An 18,780-nucleotide genomic window follows, 5' to 3' on the forward strand; every position below is an offset into this window, starting at 1 on the left:
GCGATCTGTCAGACCCACCGCGTTGAATGGCCTTCGCAGACAAAACTACGCGTCCCGGTCTCTCCTACATTGGATCGGTGCCGGACTTAAGATTTATATCTTGTTTTTCAATTATCTAAAGGGTGTTTGATAGGAGGGCATCAATCTTGCGCCTACGAAAAAGCCCGCACAGGGCGGGCTTTGAAAATCAAATAGGTGGCCGGTGCTGGTCTCCGGCTTACAAGGTTTATCAGGATTCTCACAGAACAGTTTTGTGCTCTTCTGCTTCACACGGCATAAGGGCTGGATCTCAGCGCGGAGATCTTTCTAACCGTGTACCCTTCGGAACGCGCCCCACGTTTCCTTGCTATCCTCTTGCGCATCAGTCTGCGTCTTCACCTATAAATTCAGAATAGCAAAAAGTTCGAAGCGCTGACCGGGGTTTTTAGAACGATTTCATCCAGGGTGAAGAGCGGCAGGATGGAAAAATACTATCCCCAGCCAGACATTTCCGGGGCCGTTCGAGTGTGGTACCGGCATCAATATTCCGCAGCGCTTGATGGCAAGCCTGTCCAAGCCCCAAGCGCTATCCCGTAACGCTGTTGTATCTGGCCAGCTATCGCGATGCGCAGAACCTCTGCCCTTTCTCGAGCTAATTCACGAACGGCCCGACGACGGGGCTATAAACTGGCCGAGCAAAAGGCGTTGCCTCATTGAATGCCTCTGCGGGCTTGGCTTACCGAGCCCGCTGACGATGTCGGGCCGACCGCCCCATACACGACCGCCCCTTTACCACCTTAAGCAAGAGATCCCCATGGCAAATCACGACCTCACCTTCCTCCCCGACCCCGACCCGGAATCCATCTCCTCCGACGTCGCCGGTTTCGGCGGCTTGCTGGTCTCCACTCAGATCCCCACCCGCGCCGACGGCAGCCTGGAGCTGGGCGGCATCTTCGAGCAGAGCGAGTGCACCCTGCAGGCGCTCAAGGTAGCGCTGGAGCGCGCCGGCAGTTCCATGGACCGGGTCCTGCATCTGACCATCTACCTCACCGACATGGCCGACCGCGCCGCCTTTAACGAGGTCTACCAGCGCTTCTTCGCCAAGCCCTGGCCGGTTCGCGCCGCCGTCGGCGTAGCCGCTCTGGCGGTCGAAGGTATGCGCGTGGAAGTCACCGCGATGGCGGCCAAAAGCTGAGTCCGCGGAGTGCGGTAACTCGTACTGAATGACATAATCCACTCCTGGTCATGAGCTGGATCGATCAATGCCCCGCGAGAACTTCAATGATCTGCTTGCTTTCGTCGCGGTCGCGCGCGAGGGCAGCTTCACCCGAGCGGCTGCGCAGCTTGGAGTCTCTCAATCCGCGTTGAGCCATACCATTCGCGCGTTGGAGACCCGGCTGGGTCTGCGCTTGCTGACGCGCACGACACGCAGTGTATCCCCGACCGAAGCCGGCGAGCGTTTGCTGTTGACCGTGGCGCCGCGCTTCGAGGAGATCGAAGCCGAACTTGCGGCTTTGAAGGACCTTCGCGACAAGCCCATCGGCAACCTTCGCATCACGGCCGCCGAACATGCTGCCAGCAGCATCCTGTGGCCCAAGCTGGAACAACTACTGCTGGAGCATCCGGCCATCAAGGTGGAGATCACCATCGACTACAGGCTCACCGACATAGTCGCGCAGCGCTACGACCTCGGGGTGCGCCTGGGTGACCAGGTTACCAAGGACATGATCGCCGTACGCATCGCGCCGGATCTACGCATGGCGGTGGTGGGCTCGCCAGCCTACCTCGCCGGCCGGACACCTCCGCAGACACCGCAAGACCTGGCGGAGCATGCCTGCATCAACCTGCGCCTGCCGACCCACGGCGGCCTGATGGCCTGGGAGTTGGCGAAGGACGGGCACGAGGTGAAAGCGCGGGTGGAAGGGCAACTGGTGTTCAACAGCAGCAGTCCGATGCTCAAGGCTGCATTGGCGGGGATTGTCCGTTCGGCAACGGTCAGCTGGAATGATGAAGTGACCATCGGCATCGTAGCCGGTGACGCCTTGTTGCTGGCCGTTTTCGTCGCCCACGAAGCACGAGCGAATCAGCCGATACTGCCCCTGCGCCTGTTCACTCACCGGATACGCGCCGGTGCCTACGCGGCACGGATGCTGTTTTTGGGAGGGATGATCGGGTTCTGGTTTTTCACCACGCAATATCTTCAGGGGGTGCTCGGGTTCAGTGCGAGCGAAGCAGGCATGGCGTTTCTTCCGACCACGCTGGTGAACTTCGCCACGGCGTTGGCAGTACCCACGTTGACCAAACGTTTTGGCAACAGTTGGCTGCTGGCTGGCGGCGTGGCAGTTGCGCTGATCGGTATGATCTGGCTCAGCGGCGTCTCGGCCGATAGCCATTATCTGACAGGTGTCGCCCTGCCGATGGCACTGATCGGGCTGGGCCAAGGTGCCAGCCTCAGTCCACTGACCACTGCGGGCATGACCGATATCAATCCTCGCGACGCTGGCGCCGCCTCGGGATTGGTCAACGTGGCGCACCAGCTTGGAGGCTCATTGGGGTTGGGGATCCTGACCGTGGTGTTCAGTCATGGCGAGGCGCTAAACGTCGGTCCGGAAGCCCTGGCGGCCGGTATTTCGGCAGCATTCATCGGCAGCAGTGTGATGCTGGGGCTGGCCTTGATCTGCGTCGTGGCGCTGATCATCAAGCCTGGCTTGCTCACTTCGAGGCTGCGAGGCGTGCCGTAAAGGCAGCTTAGTGCCATTAGCGGGTTCGTAAGTGTCTGCCGAACACACCTTCCTGAATCGCCTGGCGAATACGAGTATGAATCAACAACCCGCTTCACCTTTTTGAGCGCTTCCTCGAGCGCGGCCAGCGATACAGATCCTAGCGCTAAGCGGATCGCATGGGGTACATGTGCGGACGTCGTAAACGGTTCGGCAGTCGATACCGAAATCTGCTCGCGCATAAGCGCTGCCGCTACTTGGTCGGCTCGAACCTCTTCCCCCAAAGGTAGCCAGACAAAATAGGAGGAGTGGTGGCTGATGTATTGGAGTCCTGAGAGTGCTGCATTCGCTATTGATTGACGAACCCTGGCGTCGCGACGCTTCTCTTCCTCCAGTCGTGTGACAGTGCCATCGTCAAGCCAGCCACAGGCGATAGCCGTCATGACGCTGGGGGTGTTCCAAGTGGTGGCCCTGATTATTCGTTCAATCGCGGGAACCCATTGAGTGGGGGCTGCAACAAATCCGACGCGAATCCCGGTGGCAACACTTTTGGAGAGTCCTGAGACGTAAACGGTTGTTTCTGGTGCAAGTGTCGCCAATGGAGGGGATGGATCCTCTGCCAAAAAGGCATAGGCCGCATCCTCGATAATAAGCAGACCGTACTCACGGGCTATCGCTACCATCCTTAGTCGCCACGGCATGCTTGTCACCCATCCCAGCGGGTTGTGCAGTGTTGGCATCGTGTACACAGCACGTACTCGCCGACTCTTGCACAGCAGCTCCAGAGCGTCCAGGTCGGGTTCATGGCCCGCCGAAGGAATAGCTGCCAATTCGAGGCGGTGTGACTCCGCAAGCACTTTGAATCCTGGATAGGTCAAGGCGTCGGTCGCAACGACGTCACCGGGGCGAAGCAGCGCCATGACAGTGGCTGCCAGCCCATGCTGTGCTCCACTTACGATCAACACTTGATCCTCGGACACGGCCAACCCGCGACATTGGAGATGGCGCGCCACCATGGCCCGCTCATGCTTGCGCCCTGCATGAGGTTGATACCGCAGCATTGCCTCCATGTCGCCGGAAATCGCGAGTTGGCGCAATGCACCTCGTAGCAACTCGGCCTGGCCAGGCAGCGATGGGTAGTTAAAGTTGAGATCAACGATGCCTGAAGCAACCGCATGCTGGTCGATGCCCAGCCCTAGAGGTAACGAGGTTTCCCGAACAAAGGTACCTCGCCCGGCTTCCCCGCTGACCAGTCCCATAGCCTCAAGCTCTGAGTAAACGCGGGTAGCAGTCACCAGCGCCATCCCCTCTTTTGCCGCGAGTTCGCGGTGTGTAGGTAGCCGGGTGCCTGGCCGCAAGCGCCCTGCCTGGATATCGGCAGCAAATGCGTCGACCAACACTTTGTAGCGGGAGCGAGCCATGGACAATGTATCCATTACAATAATTTGATTGTAATGATTCTCGGCCCTAGCATCTTCCTGCGCAACTGATTCGCATGGCCAGCACCCAAGGGTGGTCCGGGGGCCATCGTCTTGAGGGGCGAATAGCTGTACTCATTCCTCAACCAAATTTGCACAGGAAGGCGGCAACATGCACATCGCTATTTTGACCTTCGAAGGTTACAACGAACTCGATTCTCTCATTGCACTGGGTGTGCTAAATCGCGTCCAGAAGCCGGGTTAGCGAGTGTCGATTGCCAGTCCCACTGCCCGTGTTCGTTCTATGAATGGGGTAGTCATCGAATCACAAGCAACTCTTCAAGACGCGAGTGAAGCCGATGCGGTCATTGTTGGCAGCGGTATGCACACACGTGAGGTCGTCGCTGACGTAGCCTTGATGGCGCAGTTGCAGTTTGATCCAGGGAGACAACTATTGGGTGCACAGTGCTCTGGCACTCTTGTATTGGCGAAGCTGGGCCTGCTCGAAGGTGTTCCAGCCTGTACCGATTTGACGACGAAACCATGGGTCCAGGAAGCGGGTGTGGACGTGCTTAACCAAGCTTTTTTTGCGAAAGGTAATGTTGCCACCGCCGGAGGGTGTCTTGCCTCTCAATATCTTGCCGCCTGGATTATTGCCCGTCTGGAAGGTATCGAAGCAGCGGCAAGCGCGCTGCATTACGTCGCGCCGGTGGGGGAGAAAGATGATTACGTGTTGCGTGGGATGCGGCATATCACACCCTATCTGCACAACTAGGGTGCGCTCTCAATAAGTGGCAGATCGCGTTGAAATCAGGAAGGTGGGTTCGGTAGACGCTTTCCTCGGTTCAGCTCCATCGTGGTAATGGACGTATTTGCCAAACGAGTTTTGGTTCCCCGTGAAAAGGCATTGCGCTGGATGGGGCTAAATCGCGCATCATGGGCGCAGTCAGCTCAAGGGGGATTTCCATGCGCGTCATATCATCCGTTATGCGTCTTGCCGTGTTGTCGCTGGGATTGGTGTTCGCCGCCACTGCCGTGGCGACCGAGGAGACGCAGTTGGCTGGGTCGATCAACGCCTACCGCAGCCAGGCGCAACGCTGCGCGGGCCAGGCGTCTCAGGAGCTGCCGCCGCTGGCGAGCGATCCGCGCCTGGTCCTGCCCGCCAATAGTAGCGGGGACCTGCAGCAGGCGCTGGCGCGTGCGGCTTATCCGATGGTCAGCGTGCAGGCGATCAGCTTGTCCGGGCCGAGTGATGCGCAGTCGGCCATGACGGCGGTGCAGGAGAGCTTCTGCCAGGTTGTGCTGGACCCGCAATTCGTCGATATCGGCGTGAGCCGAGAGGGAAGTGAGTGGCGCATCGTCCTGGCGCGTCCGCTGTTGGCTGGGCGCCTGGGCGGCTGGCAGGCGGAAGGACAGCAACTACTCGACATGATCAACGCCGCCCGCACGCAGCCGCGCCAGTGCGGCGCCCAATCCTTTACCGCCACAACGCCGCTGACTTGGAACGCCACGCTGGCGACAGCGGCCGAGGCCCATACCCGCGGCATGGCCAATAACAACTTCTTCGATCACAAGGACCGCGATGGCCACACGCCGGGTGATCGGGCTGAACTGGCAGGCTACGCCGGCCGGCAAATCGGCGAGAACATCGCCGCCGGGCAGGACACCACGCGCAGGGTGGTAGATGGCTGGCTGGCCAGTCCCGGTCACTGCGCCAACCTGATGAACCCACAGTTTCGCGAGCTGGGTGCGGCCTATGCGGTGGATCCGAAGAGTGATGCGGGGATTTACTGGACGGCTATGTTCGGTACGCAGTGAGTGCCTGAACGCGTTTCTATACTTTCGCCAGAGACCTAGAGCAAGCGTGGCCCGCGCCCGGTGTTTTGCGAGGCGGCCTCTCCAAGACGGTCCAGCACAAAAGCCTTCGCGTGGCGTGTCATCTGGTCGAGATGCCGGTCACGCTTCTTCTCGGCTTCCACCATCGCTTTTTTCCCGTGTTGCTGAAGCAGATACGTATGAATCTGCCGCACCTCCACAGAGCTATAGATCGGCGCTACGTCCAACACCGCCAACAGGCCGTCCGTGCCGTGGTCGCGGGTATTCATGACGACCTGAGGACCGCGTGCACCCAAAACCTGAAACCCCATCGACTCGAAACACGGCACCTTGCCAACGATGCAGGCCAGCTCGGCATGAGGGTATCGACCGACCATTTCCTGCAACATCGCGCGCGCGACACCCCGACGTCGATGGCTTTGCCGCACAGCCATATAGGCCACTGCGCAGGCCTCGGGATCGTCCTTCACCGGCAGGTACAGCAAGAAGCCGACGACCTTGGAAGGATCCTGGACATCCGACGCCACGATCAATTCGACTGGAATGCCTCTGGAACCGTCCATAGCGTCCAGGTAGAGATGAACCTCGTAGCCGATACCGTATTGATACAGGTTGTAGAGGGGATTGCTCGGCGCGATGGCTACCATGCTGATATCGGTCAGATAGTCGACGACCATCTGCAGGATCTGGCTTTTGATGGGCTCGGGGGGCGGGGTTTGAAAAAGGGTGATCGTGGACATCTAGCTTCTGACTCCGAGGGTTAAGGCTTGCCCGTGACTTCAAGGATCAGCGCTGGGCGGAGTCATCATAACGCGTCTTTGCGCTAACAACCGACGGCGCGCCTTGCCCATCGCCCTCCCCCCGCTGCCAGGTCGCCCCGAAATCAGCCAATAACACGTGAAAGACAAAGAAACGCCTCATCACCTGAGGCGTTTCAGCACCCCCGTCAGATCAAATGGCGTAAGCCCGCTCATCATGTTCAGCGAGGTCCAGCCCCATCGTTTCGCTCTCTTCACTGGTGCGCAAGCCAATGGTCCACTCCAGCGCCTTGAGGATGATCAGGCTCACGACAAAGCAGTAGCCAAACGTGAAGCTGACGCCTTTCAATTGGGTCAGCACCTGAGTGCCGATGTCCAGTTTCTCGACATAGCCGCCCAGCGAAGGGGAAGCGAAAACCCCGGTCAGGAGTGCGCCGACGATTCCGCCGATGCCGTGCAGGCTGAACACGTCCAGTGAGTCGTCATAGCCCAGTTTCTGCTTGAGCTGGCTGACGCCGAAAAAGCATACCGCGCCGGTGATCAAGCCAATGGCGATGGCGCCCGCCGGACCGACGAAGGCACAGGCCGGGGTGATGCCGACCAGACCGGCCAACGCGCCGGATGCCGCGCCCAGTGCACTGGGGCGACCGTGAATCAGGGTTTCAGTGAGCATCCAACCGACGACACCCGCGCACGCTGCGACCTGGGTGGTGAGCATGATGATCCCGGCGCCGGTATTCACCGCAGCCCCGGAGCCAATGTTGAAACCGAACCAGCCGATCCACAGCAAACCGGCGCCCATCAGGGTGAAGCCGAGGTTATGCGGTGGCATGGCAACGTTCGGGTAGCCTTTGCGCTTGCCCAGTACCAGACACGCCGCCAGTGCCGCCACGCCCGCATTGATATGCACCGCGGTGCCGCCAGCAAAATCCAGCACGCCCCAATTGACCATCAACGCCCCTGGCCCGCCCCAGATCATGTGCGCGACGGGCGCGTAGACGAAGGTGAACCACAGCGCCATGAATGCCACCGCCGCGCTGAACTTCATGCGTTCGGCGAACCCACCGGCAATCAATGCCGGGGTAATGATCGCGAACGACATCTGAAACACGCTGTAGACGCCTTCGGGAATATTGCCCACCTGGCTGTCGTGGGTCATGTCGAGCATGAACACCTTGCTCAGCCCGCCGACGAAGCTGTTCAGATTGACTTCACCGGCGACCATGCCGGTGGCGTCGACCACGATGCTGTAGCCGTAAACTACCCACAACACACCAATGACGCCGGCGATTGCGAACAGTTGGGTGAACACCGAAAGAAAGTTCTTGGCCCGGACCATGCCGCCATAAAACAGCGCCAGACCCGGAATGCACATCAGCAACACGAACATGGCCGCAGTCATCATCCAGGCGGTGGTGCCGGTGTCCAGGGTGACGTCGGCCGCCGAGGCCAGTGGTGATAGGCTCAAGGCAAGCAGCGCCAGGGTTGTTCTTGAAAAACAACGGGAAAGAAAGTCAGGGATCATCGTCAGCTCCAGAGCAGGGAATACGTCCAAAGGGTGCACTGGCAGAAGGAAGGCGCGCGAGGCAGGCTCGCAGTGCATACGGATCTGTGTCCGTTAGCGGGTAAAACAAATAAGATTCTGCCCGAAGGGCGTAGGAGAGACCGGGACGCGCAGTCTTGTCTGCGAAGGCCAGACGACGCGGTATGTCTGAAAGACCTCAGTGCATGGTCTTCGCAGACAAGTCAGCTCCTTGGTGTTAGTCCATGTTTGATCGTAGACGCCGCCCATGCAGGCGGCGTTTTCAACGCCTTAGTACTGTTGCCCCGGAATCCACGAGGTCCCGGCCAATGGTACGCGGGCCATGGCGGCGGCTTCGACGGTCAGGGCCACCAAGTCCTCGGGGTCCAGGTTGTGCAGGTGCGATTTACCGCAGGCACGGGCCATGGTCTGGGCCTCCAGGACCAACACTCGCAAGTAGTTAGCCAGACGCCGACCGCCTTCCACCGGATCCAGACGTTTGGACAGTTCCGGGTCCTGGGTGGTGATGCCTGCCGGGTCGCGGCCTGCTTGCCAGTCATCGTAGAAACCGGCAGCCGAACCGAGCTTGCGCAGTTCTTCATCCAGACGCGGGTGGTTGTCGCCCAGCGCGATCAACGCGGCAGTACCAATGGCGACGGCATCGGCGCCGAGGGCCATGGCCTTGGCCACGTCGGCACCGTTACGGATACCGCCAGAGACGATCAACTGCACCTTGCGATGCATGCCCTCCTCCTGCAACGCCTGCACCGCAGGAGGAATGGCGCCGAGAATCGGGATGCCGACGTGTTCGATGAACACTTCCTGCGTCGCCGCCGTACCGCCTTGCATGCCGTCGAGCACGATGACGTCGGCACCGGCCTTGATCGCCAGTTTGACATCGTAGTACGGGCGGCTCGCGCCGATTTTCACGTAGATCGGTTTTTCCCAATCGGTGATTTCACGCAGCTCGGCAATCTTGATCGCCAAGTCATCGGGACCGGTCCAGTCCGGGTGACGGCAGGCGCTGCGCTGATCGACGCCGATCGGCAGCGTGCGCATACCGGCCACACGTTCGGTGACTTTCATGCCCAGCAGCATACCGCCACCACCCGGTTTGGCACCCTGCCCCAGGACGATTTCGATGGCATCGGCTTTGCGCAAGTCATCCGGATTCATGCCGTAACGCGACGGCAGATACTGATAGACCAGGTGTTGCGACTGGCCGCGCTCTTCCGGGGTCATGCCGCCGTCGCCGGTGGTGGTGCTGGTGCCCGCGATGGTTGCGCCACGGCCCAAGGCTTCCTTGGCATTGGCCGACAAGGCGCCGAAGCTCATGCCGGCGATGGTCACCGGAATTTTCAGGTGAATCGGTTTCTTGGCGAAGCGATTGCCGAGGATCACATCGGTGCCGCATTTCTCGCGGTAGCCTTCCAGCGGGTAGCGGGAAACGCTGGCGCCGAGCAGCAGCAAGTCATCGAAGTGCGGCAGCTTGCGCTTGGTGCCGCCACCGCGAATGTCGTAGATGCCGGTTTCGGCGGCACGCTGGATTTCCTGAATGCTCAGGCGGTCAAAGGTCGCGGATTCGCGCAGGACCGGAACAGGTTTATCGCTCATGGTTGACTCCTTAATACGCGGACGCGTTATCGACTTTGAAGTTGTAGAGCTGGCGAGCCGAACCGTAGCGCTTGAAGGCTTTCGGGTCAGCGGTGAAACCAGCCTGATCCAGCAGCTCTTTCAGCTCGCTAAGATGTTCGTCGCGCATTTCTTTTTCGATGCAGTCCGAACCCAGCGATTGCACGCTGCCCTGCACGTAAATCCGGGTTTCGTACAACGAGTCGCCCAACGCATCGCCGGCATCGCCGCACACCACCAAACGCCCGGCCTGGCCCATGAAACAGCTCATGTGGCCAATGCTGCCGCCGACCACGATGTCGATGCCTTTCATCGAGATCCCGCAACGGGCACCGGCGTCGCCTTCGATCACCAGCAAGCCGCCATGAGCGGTGGCGCCAGCGGCCTGGGAGGCGCTGCCCTTGACCCGTACCGAGCCGGACATCATGTTTTCCGCGACACCGGTGCCAACGTTGCCGTGCACGGTGATGTGGGCTTTCTTGTTCATGCCGGCGCAGTAGTAGCCTGCGTGGCCCTGGATATCGATGAACAGTTCCTGGTCAACGCCGACCGCAATGTTGTGTGCGCCATTGGAATGGGTCACCACCCACTCCGCGTCACTCAATGCTTTGGCTTGATCGTGCAGCCCCTGATTGAGCTCGCGTACTTCACTGACAGATAGATCGATGGTTTTCATAAGGGGCTCCTCAGGCGCTTTTGCGTTCCCAGATGTACATGGTGGATGGCGCCGGTTCCCAGACCTTGGCGTTCTCGATACCGGGCAGGCTCGAAAGCGCCTGATATTCCGACGCCATGGCAACGTAGTCCTCGGTTTCGGCAAGGATCGCCGGTTTGCAGGCAATCGGATCACGAATCACCGCGAAGCCATTGCGGGTGCCGATGGCGAAGGTGAAGAAGCCGTCGAGGTCTTCCAGAGCATGATCCAGCGCCACTTTGAGCGAGTCGCCCTGTTGCAGGCGCCAGGCCAGGTAACCGGCCGCGACTTCGGTGTCGTTCTCGGTCTGGAACACGATGCCTTGGCGCTTGAGTTCCTGACGCAGGCGGAAGTGATTGGACAGCGAACCGTTGTGCACCAGGCACAGGTCGGCGCCAGTGGAAAATGGGTGGCTGCCTTCCATGGTCACCGCGCTTTCGGTGGCCATACGGGTGTGGCCAATGATGTGGCTGCCTTTCATGCCGGCCAGGTTGAAGCGCTCGGAAATTTCTTTCGGCAAGCCCATGCCCTTGAGGATCTCGATGCTCTGCCCGGCGCTCATGATGCGTACGCCCGGCGCCAGCTCAGCCAGTGCCATGCGCACCTCGGCTTCTTTGGCCGTGGTTTTCAACACTACTGCACTGGCGTTCTGAAACCAGTTCAACGACTGAGCAAGGCGGCCTTCCAGCGCGCCCATCAGGGCCTTGAAATCAAAACCGGGCACGGTGCTTTGCAAAGTCAGCTTGACCGAGCCATCCGCCACTTCATCGCCATAGATGGCAAAGCCGGCGCTGTCCGGGCCACGGTCGGTCATCGACAGCAGCATGGGTTCGAAGAGCTTGCCGAGCTGGGACTCCAGCGCCGGGTTCTTCAAGTACAGACCTACGATTCCGCACATACATTTCTCCTACTGGGCAGCCGGTTCCTGATCAAAGAAACCGGGTTGATACAAATCGGGTTGTTGGAAACATGCCTTTAAAAAGAGCCGCTTAGAAAAACTCGGTGTAGCGCTGAATCTCCCAATCGGAGACGTGGCGGCTGTACTCGACCCATTCCATGCGCTTGAGATCGATGAATTCGTTGACGATTTCCGGACCCATGGTTTCGCGGAACAGCGGATCGGCGTCCAGTGCGTCACAGGCTTCCTTGAGGCTTTGCGGCAAGGTGGCAATGCCACGGCCAGCAATGGCTTCGAGGCTCAGGGAGTACAGGTTTTCGTTGCACGGCTCGCCTGCTTCCAGCTTGCGGTCGATACCGTCCAGCCCCGCAGCGATGATCGCGGCGCTGACCAGATACGGGTTGCAGCCCGCGTCCGGCAGGCGGAATTCGAGGCGGCCATACGGCACCCGAACCATCGCCGAACGGTTGTTGGAACCGTAGGCGACGAACGCCGGAGCCCAGGTCGAACCTGACAGCGAACGGCCGACCACCAGACGTTTGTAGGAGTTGACGGTTGGCGCGGCGAAGGCACACAACGCCGGACCATGGGCCAGCAGGCCGGCGGCGAAGTGATAGGCCATTTTCGACAGGCCCATGCCGCGTGAGTCGCTGGCGTCATGGAACAGGTTCTTGTTCACCGCATCAGCGATGGACAGGTGGAAATGCATGCCGTTGCCCGCGCGTTTCGGGTCAGGCTTGGGCATGAACGAGCAGATCATCCCCAGGTCGTTGGCGACTTCACCGGCAGCCATGCGGAAGAAGGTGAAACGGTCCGCCGAGGTCAGTGCGTCGCTGTAGGTGTAATTGATCTCGAACTGGCCGTTGGCGTCTTCGTGATCAATCTGATAGATGTCGAAATCGACTTTTTGCAGCGCTTCGGTGAGGTTTTCCAGAAACTGCCGCGAGCGCGACAGGCCTTTGTAGTCATAGCAGGGCTTGTCCAGGTTATCGCTGGCATCAACGCTGCATAGTTTGCCTTCGGCATCGCGACGGAACAGGCTGAACTCAGGTTCCAGACCGGTGTTGAGGGTCCAGCCGCGCGCATTCAGGCGTTCTACCTGGCGCATGAGGACGTAACGCGAATCGTACGGGTGCGGCTCATTATTGACGTGGCCGACGCACACGATGCGGCCATAACCCGGTTGCCATGGCACGGCGGTCAAGGTGCTCAGGTCGCCCTTGGCCATAAAGTCCGGACCATGGGGTTGCATGCCCATGCCGCAGATGGCGAAGCCTGCGAAACCGGCGCCGCTGTCGATCACGGTCTGCAAGCCGGAGACCGGTACCGACTTGGTTTTGGCCGAACCGTGGATATCCACGAACTGAGCCAGCACGTACTTGATTTTGTGCTCATCGATGATTCGTTGTGTTTCTGTTGGCAACATCACGTGGGACTCCTCGAGCAAGGCAAAACAGCGGGATCTGGTTAGAGGGTCGGCTGAAGTCGTTAACGATTGCCCAGTGCTAGAATCCACTTGGACCAGACTTGAAGCCGAACCTTTTATTCTCAACAAGAAAGTTACTTTCCCAATGAGAATGCAATTGCCTTGCCAGAGTTGCTGTCAGAAAGCGCCTCTACAGCGCCTTCAGCCCTGAAACACTGAGTTTTCAAGGGTTCGCCAGGGAAATGAGTGTCGCGCGGGTAAAACTTCAGACATGCTGCAACCGCTCAGGCTGTAAACAGGACGGGCAGCAACAGGGTGCATCGCACATTCATGGTGCGAAATTTATATTCATGACCGGAAATGAAGCATGAGCAAAGTGATTTCCACCGAGGCCGAGCCCCGCTTGAGGCTCGAGCAATACCTGGGCATGCAAATCAAGAAACAGCGCCAACTGCAGGAACTGAAGATCGCCGATGTCGCGCAACTGGCAGGCATCAGCCAAGGCATGCTCAGCAAGATCGAAAATGCCCAGGTGTCCACCAGCCTCGATACCTTGAGCCGCCTGTGCGACGCCCTCGGCATGCCGATGTCAAAACTGTTCAGTCAATACGACCAGCAAGGCAGTGGCGCCCTGTTGGTACGCAAAGGCGAAGGGATGCAGGTGGTGCGTCGCGGCACCGAGAAAGGCCACACCTACCACCTGCTCAACCACACCCGTGGGCCGAAGAAAACCTTCGAGGCCTATATGGTCACCATGGACGACGCCAGCGAGGAGTTCCCGACCTTCTCCCATCCGGGTACCGAGTTCCTGCACCTGTTGAAAGGCGAGATCGTCTACCGCCACGGCAACCAGCTCTACCACATGAAAGCCGGCGACAGCCTGACCTTCGATGGCGAAGTCCCGCACGGCCCCGAGCAGCTGGTGAAGGTCCCGATTCATCTGCTGTCGATCATGAACTACGGCGACGAGGTATAGCCTGATTCCTCTCGCCAGACAAAGGCTTCCAGTTCTCTCCCGTAACGTTTAGGCGTGCTATAGTGCTGCTTATCTATCTTTAGCAGTGCCAAAAGGCGGCTTATGAAAAGCTTTTTTCCGCTGGAATGCGCCGACAACCTCTATAGAATCGGGCTTCTGGTGAAAAGCAGGCGATTACAGTCCAGACTTCGGCAGAAAGACCTGGCTCAGTCCCTTTCAATCTCCGAGCAGACCGTGCGCAAAATCGAGAGCGGCGACCCCGTCGTAGAGTTGCGCTCGTTCATGATGGTGCTCTGGCACTTGGGACTTACCCAGGAGGTGTTTCAAAGTCTCGACGGCATCGAGTCCTCCTCGCAGCTGCAAGCCAATGATCCCCATGCACCTCACCGGGTTCGCCTGCCAAAACCACAGAGTGATGACTTCTGATGTCCAGGGCTTACATCTACATGGAGCATCCTGAAACCGGCGAGGTGATCTCTCTGGGTCGACTCGTCATCGTCAACGGACACGGTGAGTTCACTTACGATCCAGAGTACGTCGCCACCAGCGGTTGGGTGCCCGACCCGGTTCGTTATCCGCTACGCAGCGAAACCTTTGGCCCGATAACCAAAAACAAGGGAATACCCGGTTTCATCAACGACTCGATGCCCGACGGCTGGGGTGAGCGGGTATTGAAAGACCTGCATCGAACAGAACTGGGACCGATCGATTACCTGCTTAAATCTCCGAACAATGATCGTGCGGGCAATCTGATGGCAGGCCAGACGCGATATCCGCCGGCCGGCATCGGCCAAGACCCGCTGCCTACGCTCAAGGGTCTCGCGCCTTTCATCGAAGCCACCGAAGCCATATTTGATAATCAACTGGATGAAGAGGCGATCCAGACCCTCAAGCTGCGCAGGCAAAGGTCCTCTCTGGGTGGCGCCCGCCCCAAGCGCACTCTGCAAGACCGTGGCGTGCTGATTCTGGTCAAACCACGTGACCGATATGATCAGTGCGATGTACCCGCACTGGAACATGCGTGCATGACGTTCGCCGCAGCAAAAGGTCTGGATGTTGCCCGCACCGCCTTGTACGCAGAAGAACCTTCGACCTTGCTGGTAGAGCGCTTCGACCGGACGCAGCCCGCTGGCACGCGGGGGCGGATACCGATGCTGAGCGCACTTACTTTGCTCGATGCCGAATGGCACACCAACGACCGCAGCGCCTGGGTCTACGCCGCCGTTGCCAACGAGATGAGTCGACGCGGCGTGCCGGCGCAAGACCTCCAGCAGTTGTTTAAGCGAATGTGCTTCAACGCCTTGGTGGGCAACGACGACGATCACCCGAAGAACCACGCCATCCTCTGGCTGAAGGGTGGCTGGCGGCTGGCACCCATGTACGACGTGGTGCCGGGGCTCGAAGGATCTTCGCCTCCTAACCTCTCGATGGCCGTGGGCCGCAGTGGGCGAGTCATCAGTCGTGCCAACCTGCTGAGTCATTGCGCACACTTCGCACTTAGCGCAGATCAAGCCGTTGCGACACTGGCTGAAGTGATCGGCTGGGAAGCCGATCTGCGGGCGCACTATGAGCGCAAGCTTAAAGGGACCGAGTTGATGCTCGCCCTCGCTGCGATCGGGGTCGAGCGCATGAAGACTTAGGTGCGTTCTCAATAAATGGCAGATCGCGTTGGAACTGTGATTGTGTCAGGCAAGGCGCGGGACGCAGGAGATGCTTATTGCCCCTTCAAGTCCCGCAACGCAGCCTGGCGCGATCTCAGTATCAATCCGTGGGGAATTGCACAGACCTGCCCACCCGCTTGCATTCGACCTGACCAGCCATTTGCATCGGATTTGACCACCACGCTTCGTGGCCATGACCGGCAGAGAACGACTCAGGCTGTGTGAAAACGCAGGCACCGCTTTGAAGTCTGCGTTGCTACGGAAAATCTGCCAGCGTTTGGTTAGTCAGCAGACCTAGAATTTGCGTAGGAACGCGATTTTCGGTGCGGTTCTGACTGCCAAACTCGCACTAAAACGTTTTCACACAGCCTGGACCCAAAGCTGACATTGATACAGTGCCTGCCGGTAGAATTCGCTCGGACGGATGAGTTGCATCGTACCAACGAGCAGGCGAACAGTTTTGCCCTACGGTCGCTCAAGGCTCTTGAGAAGGGCTCATGGGGCGCCTACTAAAGGAATAGAACGCATGTTTATGCGCAGCGCTGCATTGGGTTTATTGATTCTGGGATTCAGCATTTCAGCAGCACAGGCCGGGACTATCTGCACCATCGTGGCAGATGCAAAAAGTGGTGACGTTTTGAAGCAAGAGGGTGATTGCTACAGTCGCGTGACTCCCGCCTCAACATTCAAGATCGCGATAAGCCTGATGGGCTTCGACGCGGCTTTTTTGCAAGACGAACATTTTCCGACTTTGCCATACCATCCCGGTGATCCTGATTGGGGAGGCGCTGCCTGGCTGGAGCCTACAGATGCAGTTCGATGGTTTCAGTATTCTGTTGTGTGGTTCTCTCAACGCGTCACTCATGCGCTTGGAGAGGCAACGGTCAAGCGATATGCCGAGGCATTCGATTACGGGAATACCGACCTATCCGGTGATCCCGAAAAAACAATGGCCTTGATCGTGCCTGGATCAGTTCCTCTTTGAAGATTTCCCCTCACGAGCAAATCACCTTTTTAAAGAGGCTGGTGAATCGCCAATTGCCCGTGAGCCCTCATGCCTTTGAGATGACAAACCGGATTTCGCAAATCGCCCTACGGCCCGACGGTTGGGATGTTCACGGCAAAACAGGCACGGCCTTCCCTCGAATGGAGGACGGGAGCAGCGATGAAGCCCACGGATACGGCTGGTTTGTCGGCTGGGCGACCAAGGATAACCACTCACTGGTTTTCGCCCGTCTAATTCAGGACGAGCATGCGCAACCCGTTCCCGCAGGGTTACGAGTACGCGATGCGTTGATGGAGCAATGGCCTCAGCTAGCGAACTCGCTAGTAAAATGAGATTGAGCAGCGGTGTCCGCTTTTGGCCGACTGCTGCCCGTCTCGCACAACTGTCATCCTAAGCCTCCAACAATGGAGGCTATGACATGAATATATCAACCACTTCCGCGTACCAGCCTTGAAATAAAGGCAAACTGGTTGGTCAAAAATCACCGCTCCGCCTACGTGACATCTGGGGCATTAGAATCAGACTTGAGCTTTCCCAAAACGTGAGAGATCTAGCGCTTTTCGATTTAGCAATCGACAGCAAACTCCGTGCATGCGATCTGACGAAGCTACGTGTTCGCGATGTCGCCCATGGAAATCACGTGTCAGCGAGGGCCATCGTAATGCAGCAGAAGACTCAACGGCCCGTACAATTTGAGATCACCGCACAGACCCGACTTGCCGTGGAGGACTGGGTACGACAGGCCCGACTCAGAAATGAGGACTTCTTGTTTCCAAGTCGGATACGCACCTCGGACCACCTTTCCACGCGACAATACTCACGCATCGTTAAAGCGTGGGTAACCTCCATTGGCCTCGACCCAGTGCCGTATGGTACTCACACGATGCGTCGGACCAAGGCTTCACTGATCTATCGCAGAACGAAAAACATCAGAGCAGTACAGATACTGCTCGGCCACACCAAGCTAGAAAGTACCGTCAGATATCTTGGCATCGAAGTGGACGACGCGCTTGAGATGGCCGAACAGACAGAAGTGTGAGTCCGGATCAGCGACGGGGTAGTCACTCCATCGCTATCGGCCAGAAACGGCCATTGAGGCAGACTGCTACTCCGCTGTATCTTTATGTCAGCCTTTTGGATGGGGCTCGCTTTTTGTTCAAACCATGAGAGGAGATCTGATTTGCTTCAACGCTCGGAGCAGGCAATGCGCCGGACTGCATTTTTTGCAGACACTACTGCGCTGATCCTGTTTTTCACGACGACCGGCATCATCAATGAACGTTTCATTGCTGGCATGACGTGGGAACAGGTATTTCATGCTCGCCTTTTAGGAGCGGCCCTGATGGTTCCGGTCGCGAGACCTTACGGGATATGGCGGGATTGGTTGATGAAGCGAGCAAGTCGGAGTCGGGTTTCCAGGTTGCTGTGGGACAGTATTGCCCTCGTCAGTTTTCAGGTGCCGATTTATGCGGCGATTATTGCCTTCAGCGGTGCATCGGGAGGAGGCCTGTTGCGCGGCATTCTCGGCGCAGCCGTGATGATGCTCTTTCTCGGACGCCCCTATGGCGCGTTTCTTAACTTGGTACGGAAGCTTTTTGGCCTGCCTCCGGGTGGTGATAAGCCAATGTCGCTGAATAGCTGAATGACCGCAAATGGCCCAGAGTGTGTAAAAACGCGCTCGTGGTTTCGAAGTCTGCGCTCCTACGTGGAGTCTGGTGAAGAACCGCTACTCAGCAGACCTGAATTTTACGTAGGAGCGTGATTTTCCACGTGATCTCAGGCAGAAGCGTCATCCCAAATCGTTTTTACACAGCCTCGGCCGATAGCAGTCTGATGCCGTCTCCAGTCAAGTTCCGCTGGCTCGCTTCCGCGCAGCGGCCCAATGCCGTACAGAACCCGCTCCGAGGAAGTGGGCCACTGGGCTGTCGATACCTAATATCTGCAATTCTGGGGCTTGAAGATAAAACGACGGCCGTTGAGACTTCGTTAGCTGGACTGGACCTAAGAAATAGGCGACCTAACCTTATCGCCTTGGATTGGACTGACGATTTCAACGCGTGGAGGCCTAGATGACGATGCCTGTTGCCGCTGATCGAAAATTGCCCCAGTTGCAGCTATTCTGCTGGCCGCAAACTGCCCCGGTATTTAGCGGCGCCCACTCTGATTCGAGCAGGAAAACACGGAGCATCAGATGCAAGAGCGGCGGATCCGCCCTGGGTCAAAATTCAATCGGCAGGGTGGGTCAGTTTTCAAT

13 protein-coding genes and 5 pseudogenes are annotated in these 18,780 nt (G+C 58.4%); 11 read left to right on the top strand and 7 right to left on the bottom strand.

From position 1 onward, the window contains the following. Positions 1–793 precede the first annotated feature (793 nt). From AC1MEE_RS11905 to AC1MEE_RS11915, 3 genes and pseudogenes are all read left to right on the top strand, one after another. Positions 794–1,174 (top strand): RidA family protein, encoded by a 381-nt coding sequence (locus tag AC1MEE_RS11905; RefSeq protein WP_480415536.1) that lies wholly within the window; start codon positions 794–796, stop codon positions 1,172–1,174. 67 nt (positions 1,175–1,241) lie between these two features. Then, positions 1,242–1,955 (top strand): annotated as a pseudogene (locus tag AC1MEE_RS11910) (LysR family transcriptional regulator); the annotation flags it as partial. Positions 1,956–2,069: 114 nt separating this feature from the next. After that, a pseudogene (locus AC1MEE_RS11915) lies at positions 2,070–2,720 on the top strand (MFS transporter); the annotation flags it as partial. A 71-nt stretch (positions 2,721–2,791) separates the two neighbouring features. On the opposite strand, the pseudogene AC1MEE_RS11920 reads toward AC1MEE_RS11915, so the two are convergent. Further along, a pseudogene (locus AC1MEE_RS11920) lies at positions 2,792–4,120 on the bottom strand (aminotransferase-like domain-containing protein); the annotation flags it as partial. Positions 4,121–4,289: 169 nt separating this feature from the next. On the opposite strand from AC1MEE_RS11920, the pseudogene AC1MEE_RS11925 reads away from it, so the two are divergent. Together AC1MEE_RS11925 and AC1MEE_RS11930 are read left to right on the top strand one after the other, a co-directional pair. After that, a pseudogene (locus AC1MEE_RS11925) lies at positions 4,290–4,892 on the top strand (DJ-1/PfpI family protein). 191 nt (positions 4,893–5,083) lie between these two features. Further along, entirely contained in the window at positions 5,084–5,935 is an 852-nt protein-coding gene (locus tag AC1MEE_RS11930; protein ID WP_480415537.1) for a CAP domain-containing protein, read from the top strand. 35 nt (positions 5,936–5,970) lie between these two features. Here the strand turns inward: AC1MEE_RS11930 and AC1MEE_RS11935 are convergent, their stop codons facing one another. The 6 genes from AC1MEE_RS11935 to glnT all read right to left on the bottom strand — a co-directional run bounded on the left by AC1MEE_RS11935 (position 5,971) and on the right by glnT (position 12,883). Continuing rightward, positions 5,971–6,693 (bottom strand): GNAT family N-acetyltransferase, encoded by a 723-nt coding sequence (locus AC1MEE_RS11935; RefSeq protein ID WP_480415538.1) that lies wholly within the window; start codon positions 6,691–6,693, stop codon positions 5,971–5,973. Between the two features lie 211 nt (positions 6,694–6,904). Beyond that, the gene (locus AC1MEE_RS11940; RefSeq protein WP_480415539.1) at positions 6,905–8,236 is read right to left on the bottom strand and encodes an ammonium transporter; all 1,332 of its coding nucleotides are present in this window, start codon (positions 8,234–8,236) and stop codon (positions 6,905–6,907) included. Between the two features lie 288 nt (positions 8,237–8,524). Then, positions 8,525–9,847, bottom strand: a complete 1,323-nt coding sequence (locus AC1MEE_RS11945; protein ID WP_480415540.1) for an FMN-binding glutamate synthase family protein — start codon at positions 9,845–9,847, stop codon at positions 8,525–8,527. A gap of 10 nt (positions 9,848–9,857) precedes the next feature. Then, positions 9,858–10,541 carry a protein glxC gene (locus tag AC1MEE_RS11950; protein ID WP_480415541.1) on the bottom strand — a complete coding sequence of 228 codons (684 nt, stop codon included), beginning with the start codon at positions 10,539–10,541 and terminating at the stop codon, positions 9,858–9,860. A 10-nt stretch (positions 10,542–10,551) separates the two neighbouring features. Continuing rightward, on the bottom strand, positions 10,552–11,457 hold the full coding sequence (locus AC1MEE_RS11955; RefSeq protein WP_480415542.1) for a class II glutamine amidotransferase: 906 nt from the start codon (positions 11,455–11,457) through the stop codon (positions 10,552–10,554). Between the two features lie 91 nt (positions 11,458–11,548). Then, the gene (gene glnT, locus AC1MEE_RS11960; protein ID WP_480415543.1) at positions 11,549–12,883 is read right to left on the bottom strand and encodes a type III glutamate--ammonia ligase; all 1,335 of its coding nucleotides are present in this window, start codon (positions 12,881–12,883) and stop codon (positions 11,549–11,551) included. Positions 12,884–13,262: 379 nt separating this feature from the next. On the opposite strand from glnT, the gene AC1MEE_RS11965 reads away from it, so the two are divergent. The 6 genes and pseudogenes from AC1MEE_RS11965 (at position 13,263) to alaE (ending at position 18,168) form a co-directional block, all read left to right on the top strand. Further along, positions 13,263–13,859 (top strand): helix-turn-helix domain-containing protein, encoded by a 597-nt coding sequence (locus AC1MEE_RS11965; RefSeq protein ID WP_480416213.1) that lies wholly within the window; start codon positions 13,263–13,265, stop codon positions 13,857–13,859. Positions 13,860–13,961: 102 nt separating this feature from the next. Next, a complete protein-coding gene (locus AC1MEE_RS11970) occupies positions 13,962–14,285 on the top strand; it encodes a helix-turn-helix domain-containing protein (protein WP_480415544.1) in 324 nt (107 codons plus the stop codon). Then, positions 14,285–15,499, top strand: coding sequence for a type II toxin-antitoxin system HipA family toxin (locus AC1MEE_RS11975; RefSeq protein WP_480415545.1), 1,215 nt, complete (start codon positions 14,285–14,287; stop codon positions 15,497–15,499). Before AC1MEE_RS11970 ends, AC1MEE_RS11975 begins: the two co-directional genes overlap by 1 nt. Positions 15,500–16,046: 547 nt before the next feature. After that, positions 16,047–16,858, top strand: a pseudogene (gene blaOXA, locus AC1MEE_RS11980) (class D beta-lactamase). A gap of 134 nt (positions 16,859–16,992) precedes the next feature. Next, on the top strand, positions 16,993–17,565 hold the full coding sequence (locus AC1MEE_RS11985; protein WP_480416215.1) for a tyrosine-type recombinase/integrase: 573 nt from the start codon (positions 16,993–16,995) through the stop codon (positions 17,563–17,565). Positions 17,566–17,730: 165 nt separating this feature from the next. Further along, positions 17,731–18,168 carry an L-alanine exporter AlaE gene (gene alaE / locus AC1MEE_RS11990; RefSeq protein ID WP_480415546.1) on the top strand — a complete coding sequence of 146 codons (438 nt, stop codon included), beginning with the start codon at positions 17,731–17,733 and terminating at the stop codon, positions 18,166–18,168. The last annotated feature ends 612 nt before the right edge of the window (positions 18,169–18,780 follow it).

It is taken from the genome of Pseudomonas sp. ASL3 (assembly GCF_056680425.1).

Bases quoted from the DNA above. Each gene is read 5' to 3' on its own strand.
- AC1MEE_RS11905 (WP_480415536.1), top strand. From the start codon at position 794: ATGGCAAATCACGACCTCACCTTCCTCCCCGACCCCGACCCGGAATCC.
- AC1MEE_RS11930 (WP_480415537.1), top strand. From the start codon at position 5,084: ATGCGCGTCATATCATCCGTTATGCGTCTTGCCGTGTTGTCGCTGGGA.
- AC1MEE_RS11935 (WP_480415538.1), bottom strand. From the start codon at position 6,693: ATGTCCACGATCACCCTTTTTCAAACCCCGCCCCCCGAGCCCATCAAA.
- AC1MEE_RS11940 (WP_480415539.1), bottom strand. From the start codon at position 8,236: ATGATCCCTGACTTTCTTTCCCGTTGTTTTTCAAGAACAACCCTGGCG.
- AC1MEE_RS11945 (WP_480415540.1), bottom strand. From the start codon at position 9,847: ATGAGCGATAAACCTGTTCCGGTCCTGCGCGAATCCGCGACCTTTGAC.
- AC1MEE_RS11950 (WP_480415541.1), bottom strand. From the start codon at position 10,541: ATGAAAACCATCGATCTATCTGTCAGTGAAGTACGCGAGCTCAATCAG.
- AC1MEE_RS11955 (WP_480415542.1), bottom strand. From the start codon at position 11,457: ATGTGCGGAATCGTAGGTCTGTACTTGAAGAACCCGGCGCTGGAGTCC.
- glnT (WP_480415543.1), bottom strand. From the start codon at position 12,883: ATGTTGCCAACAGAAACACAACGAATCATCGATGAGCACAAAATCAAG.
- AC1MEE_RS11970 (WP_480415544.1), top strand. From the start codon at position 13,962: ATGAAAAGCTTTTTTCCGCTGGAATGCGCCGACAACCTCTATAGAATC.
- AC1MEE_RS11975 (WP_480415545.1), top strand. From the start codon at position 14,285: ATGTCCAGGGCTTACATCTACATGGAGCATCCTGAAACCGGCGAGGTG.
- alaE (WP_480415546.1), top strand. From the start codon at position 17,731: ATGCGCCGGACTGCATTTTTTGCAGACACTACTGCGCTGATCCTGTTT.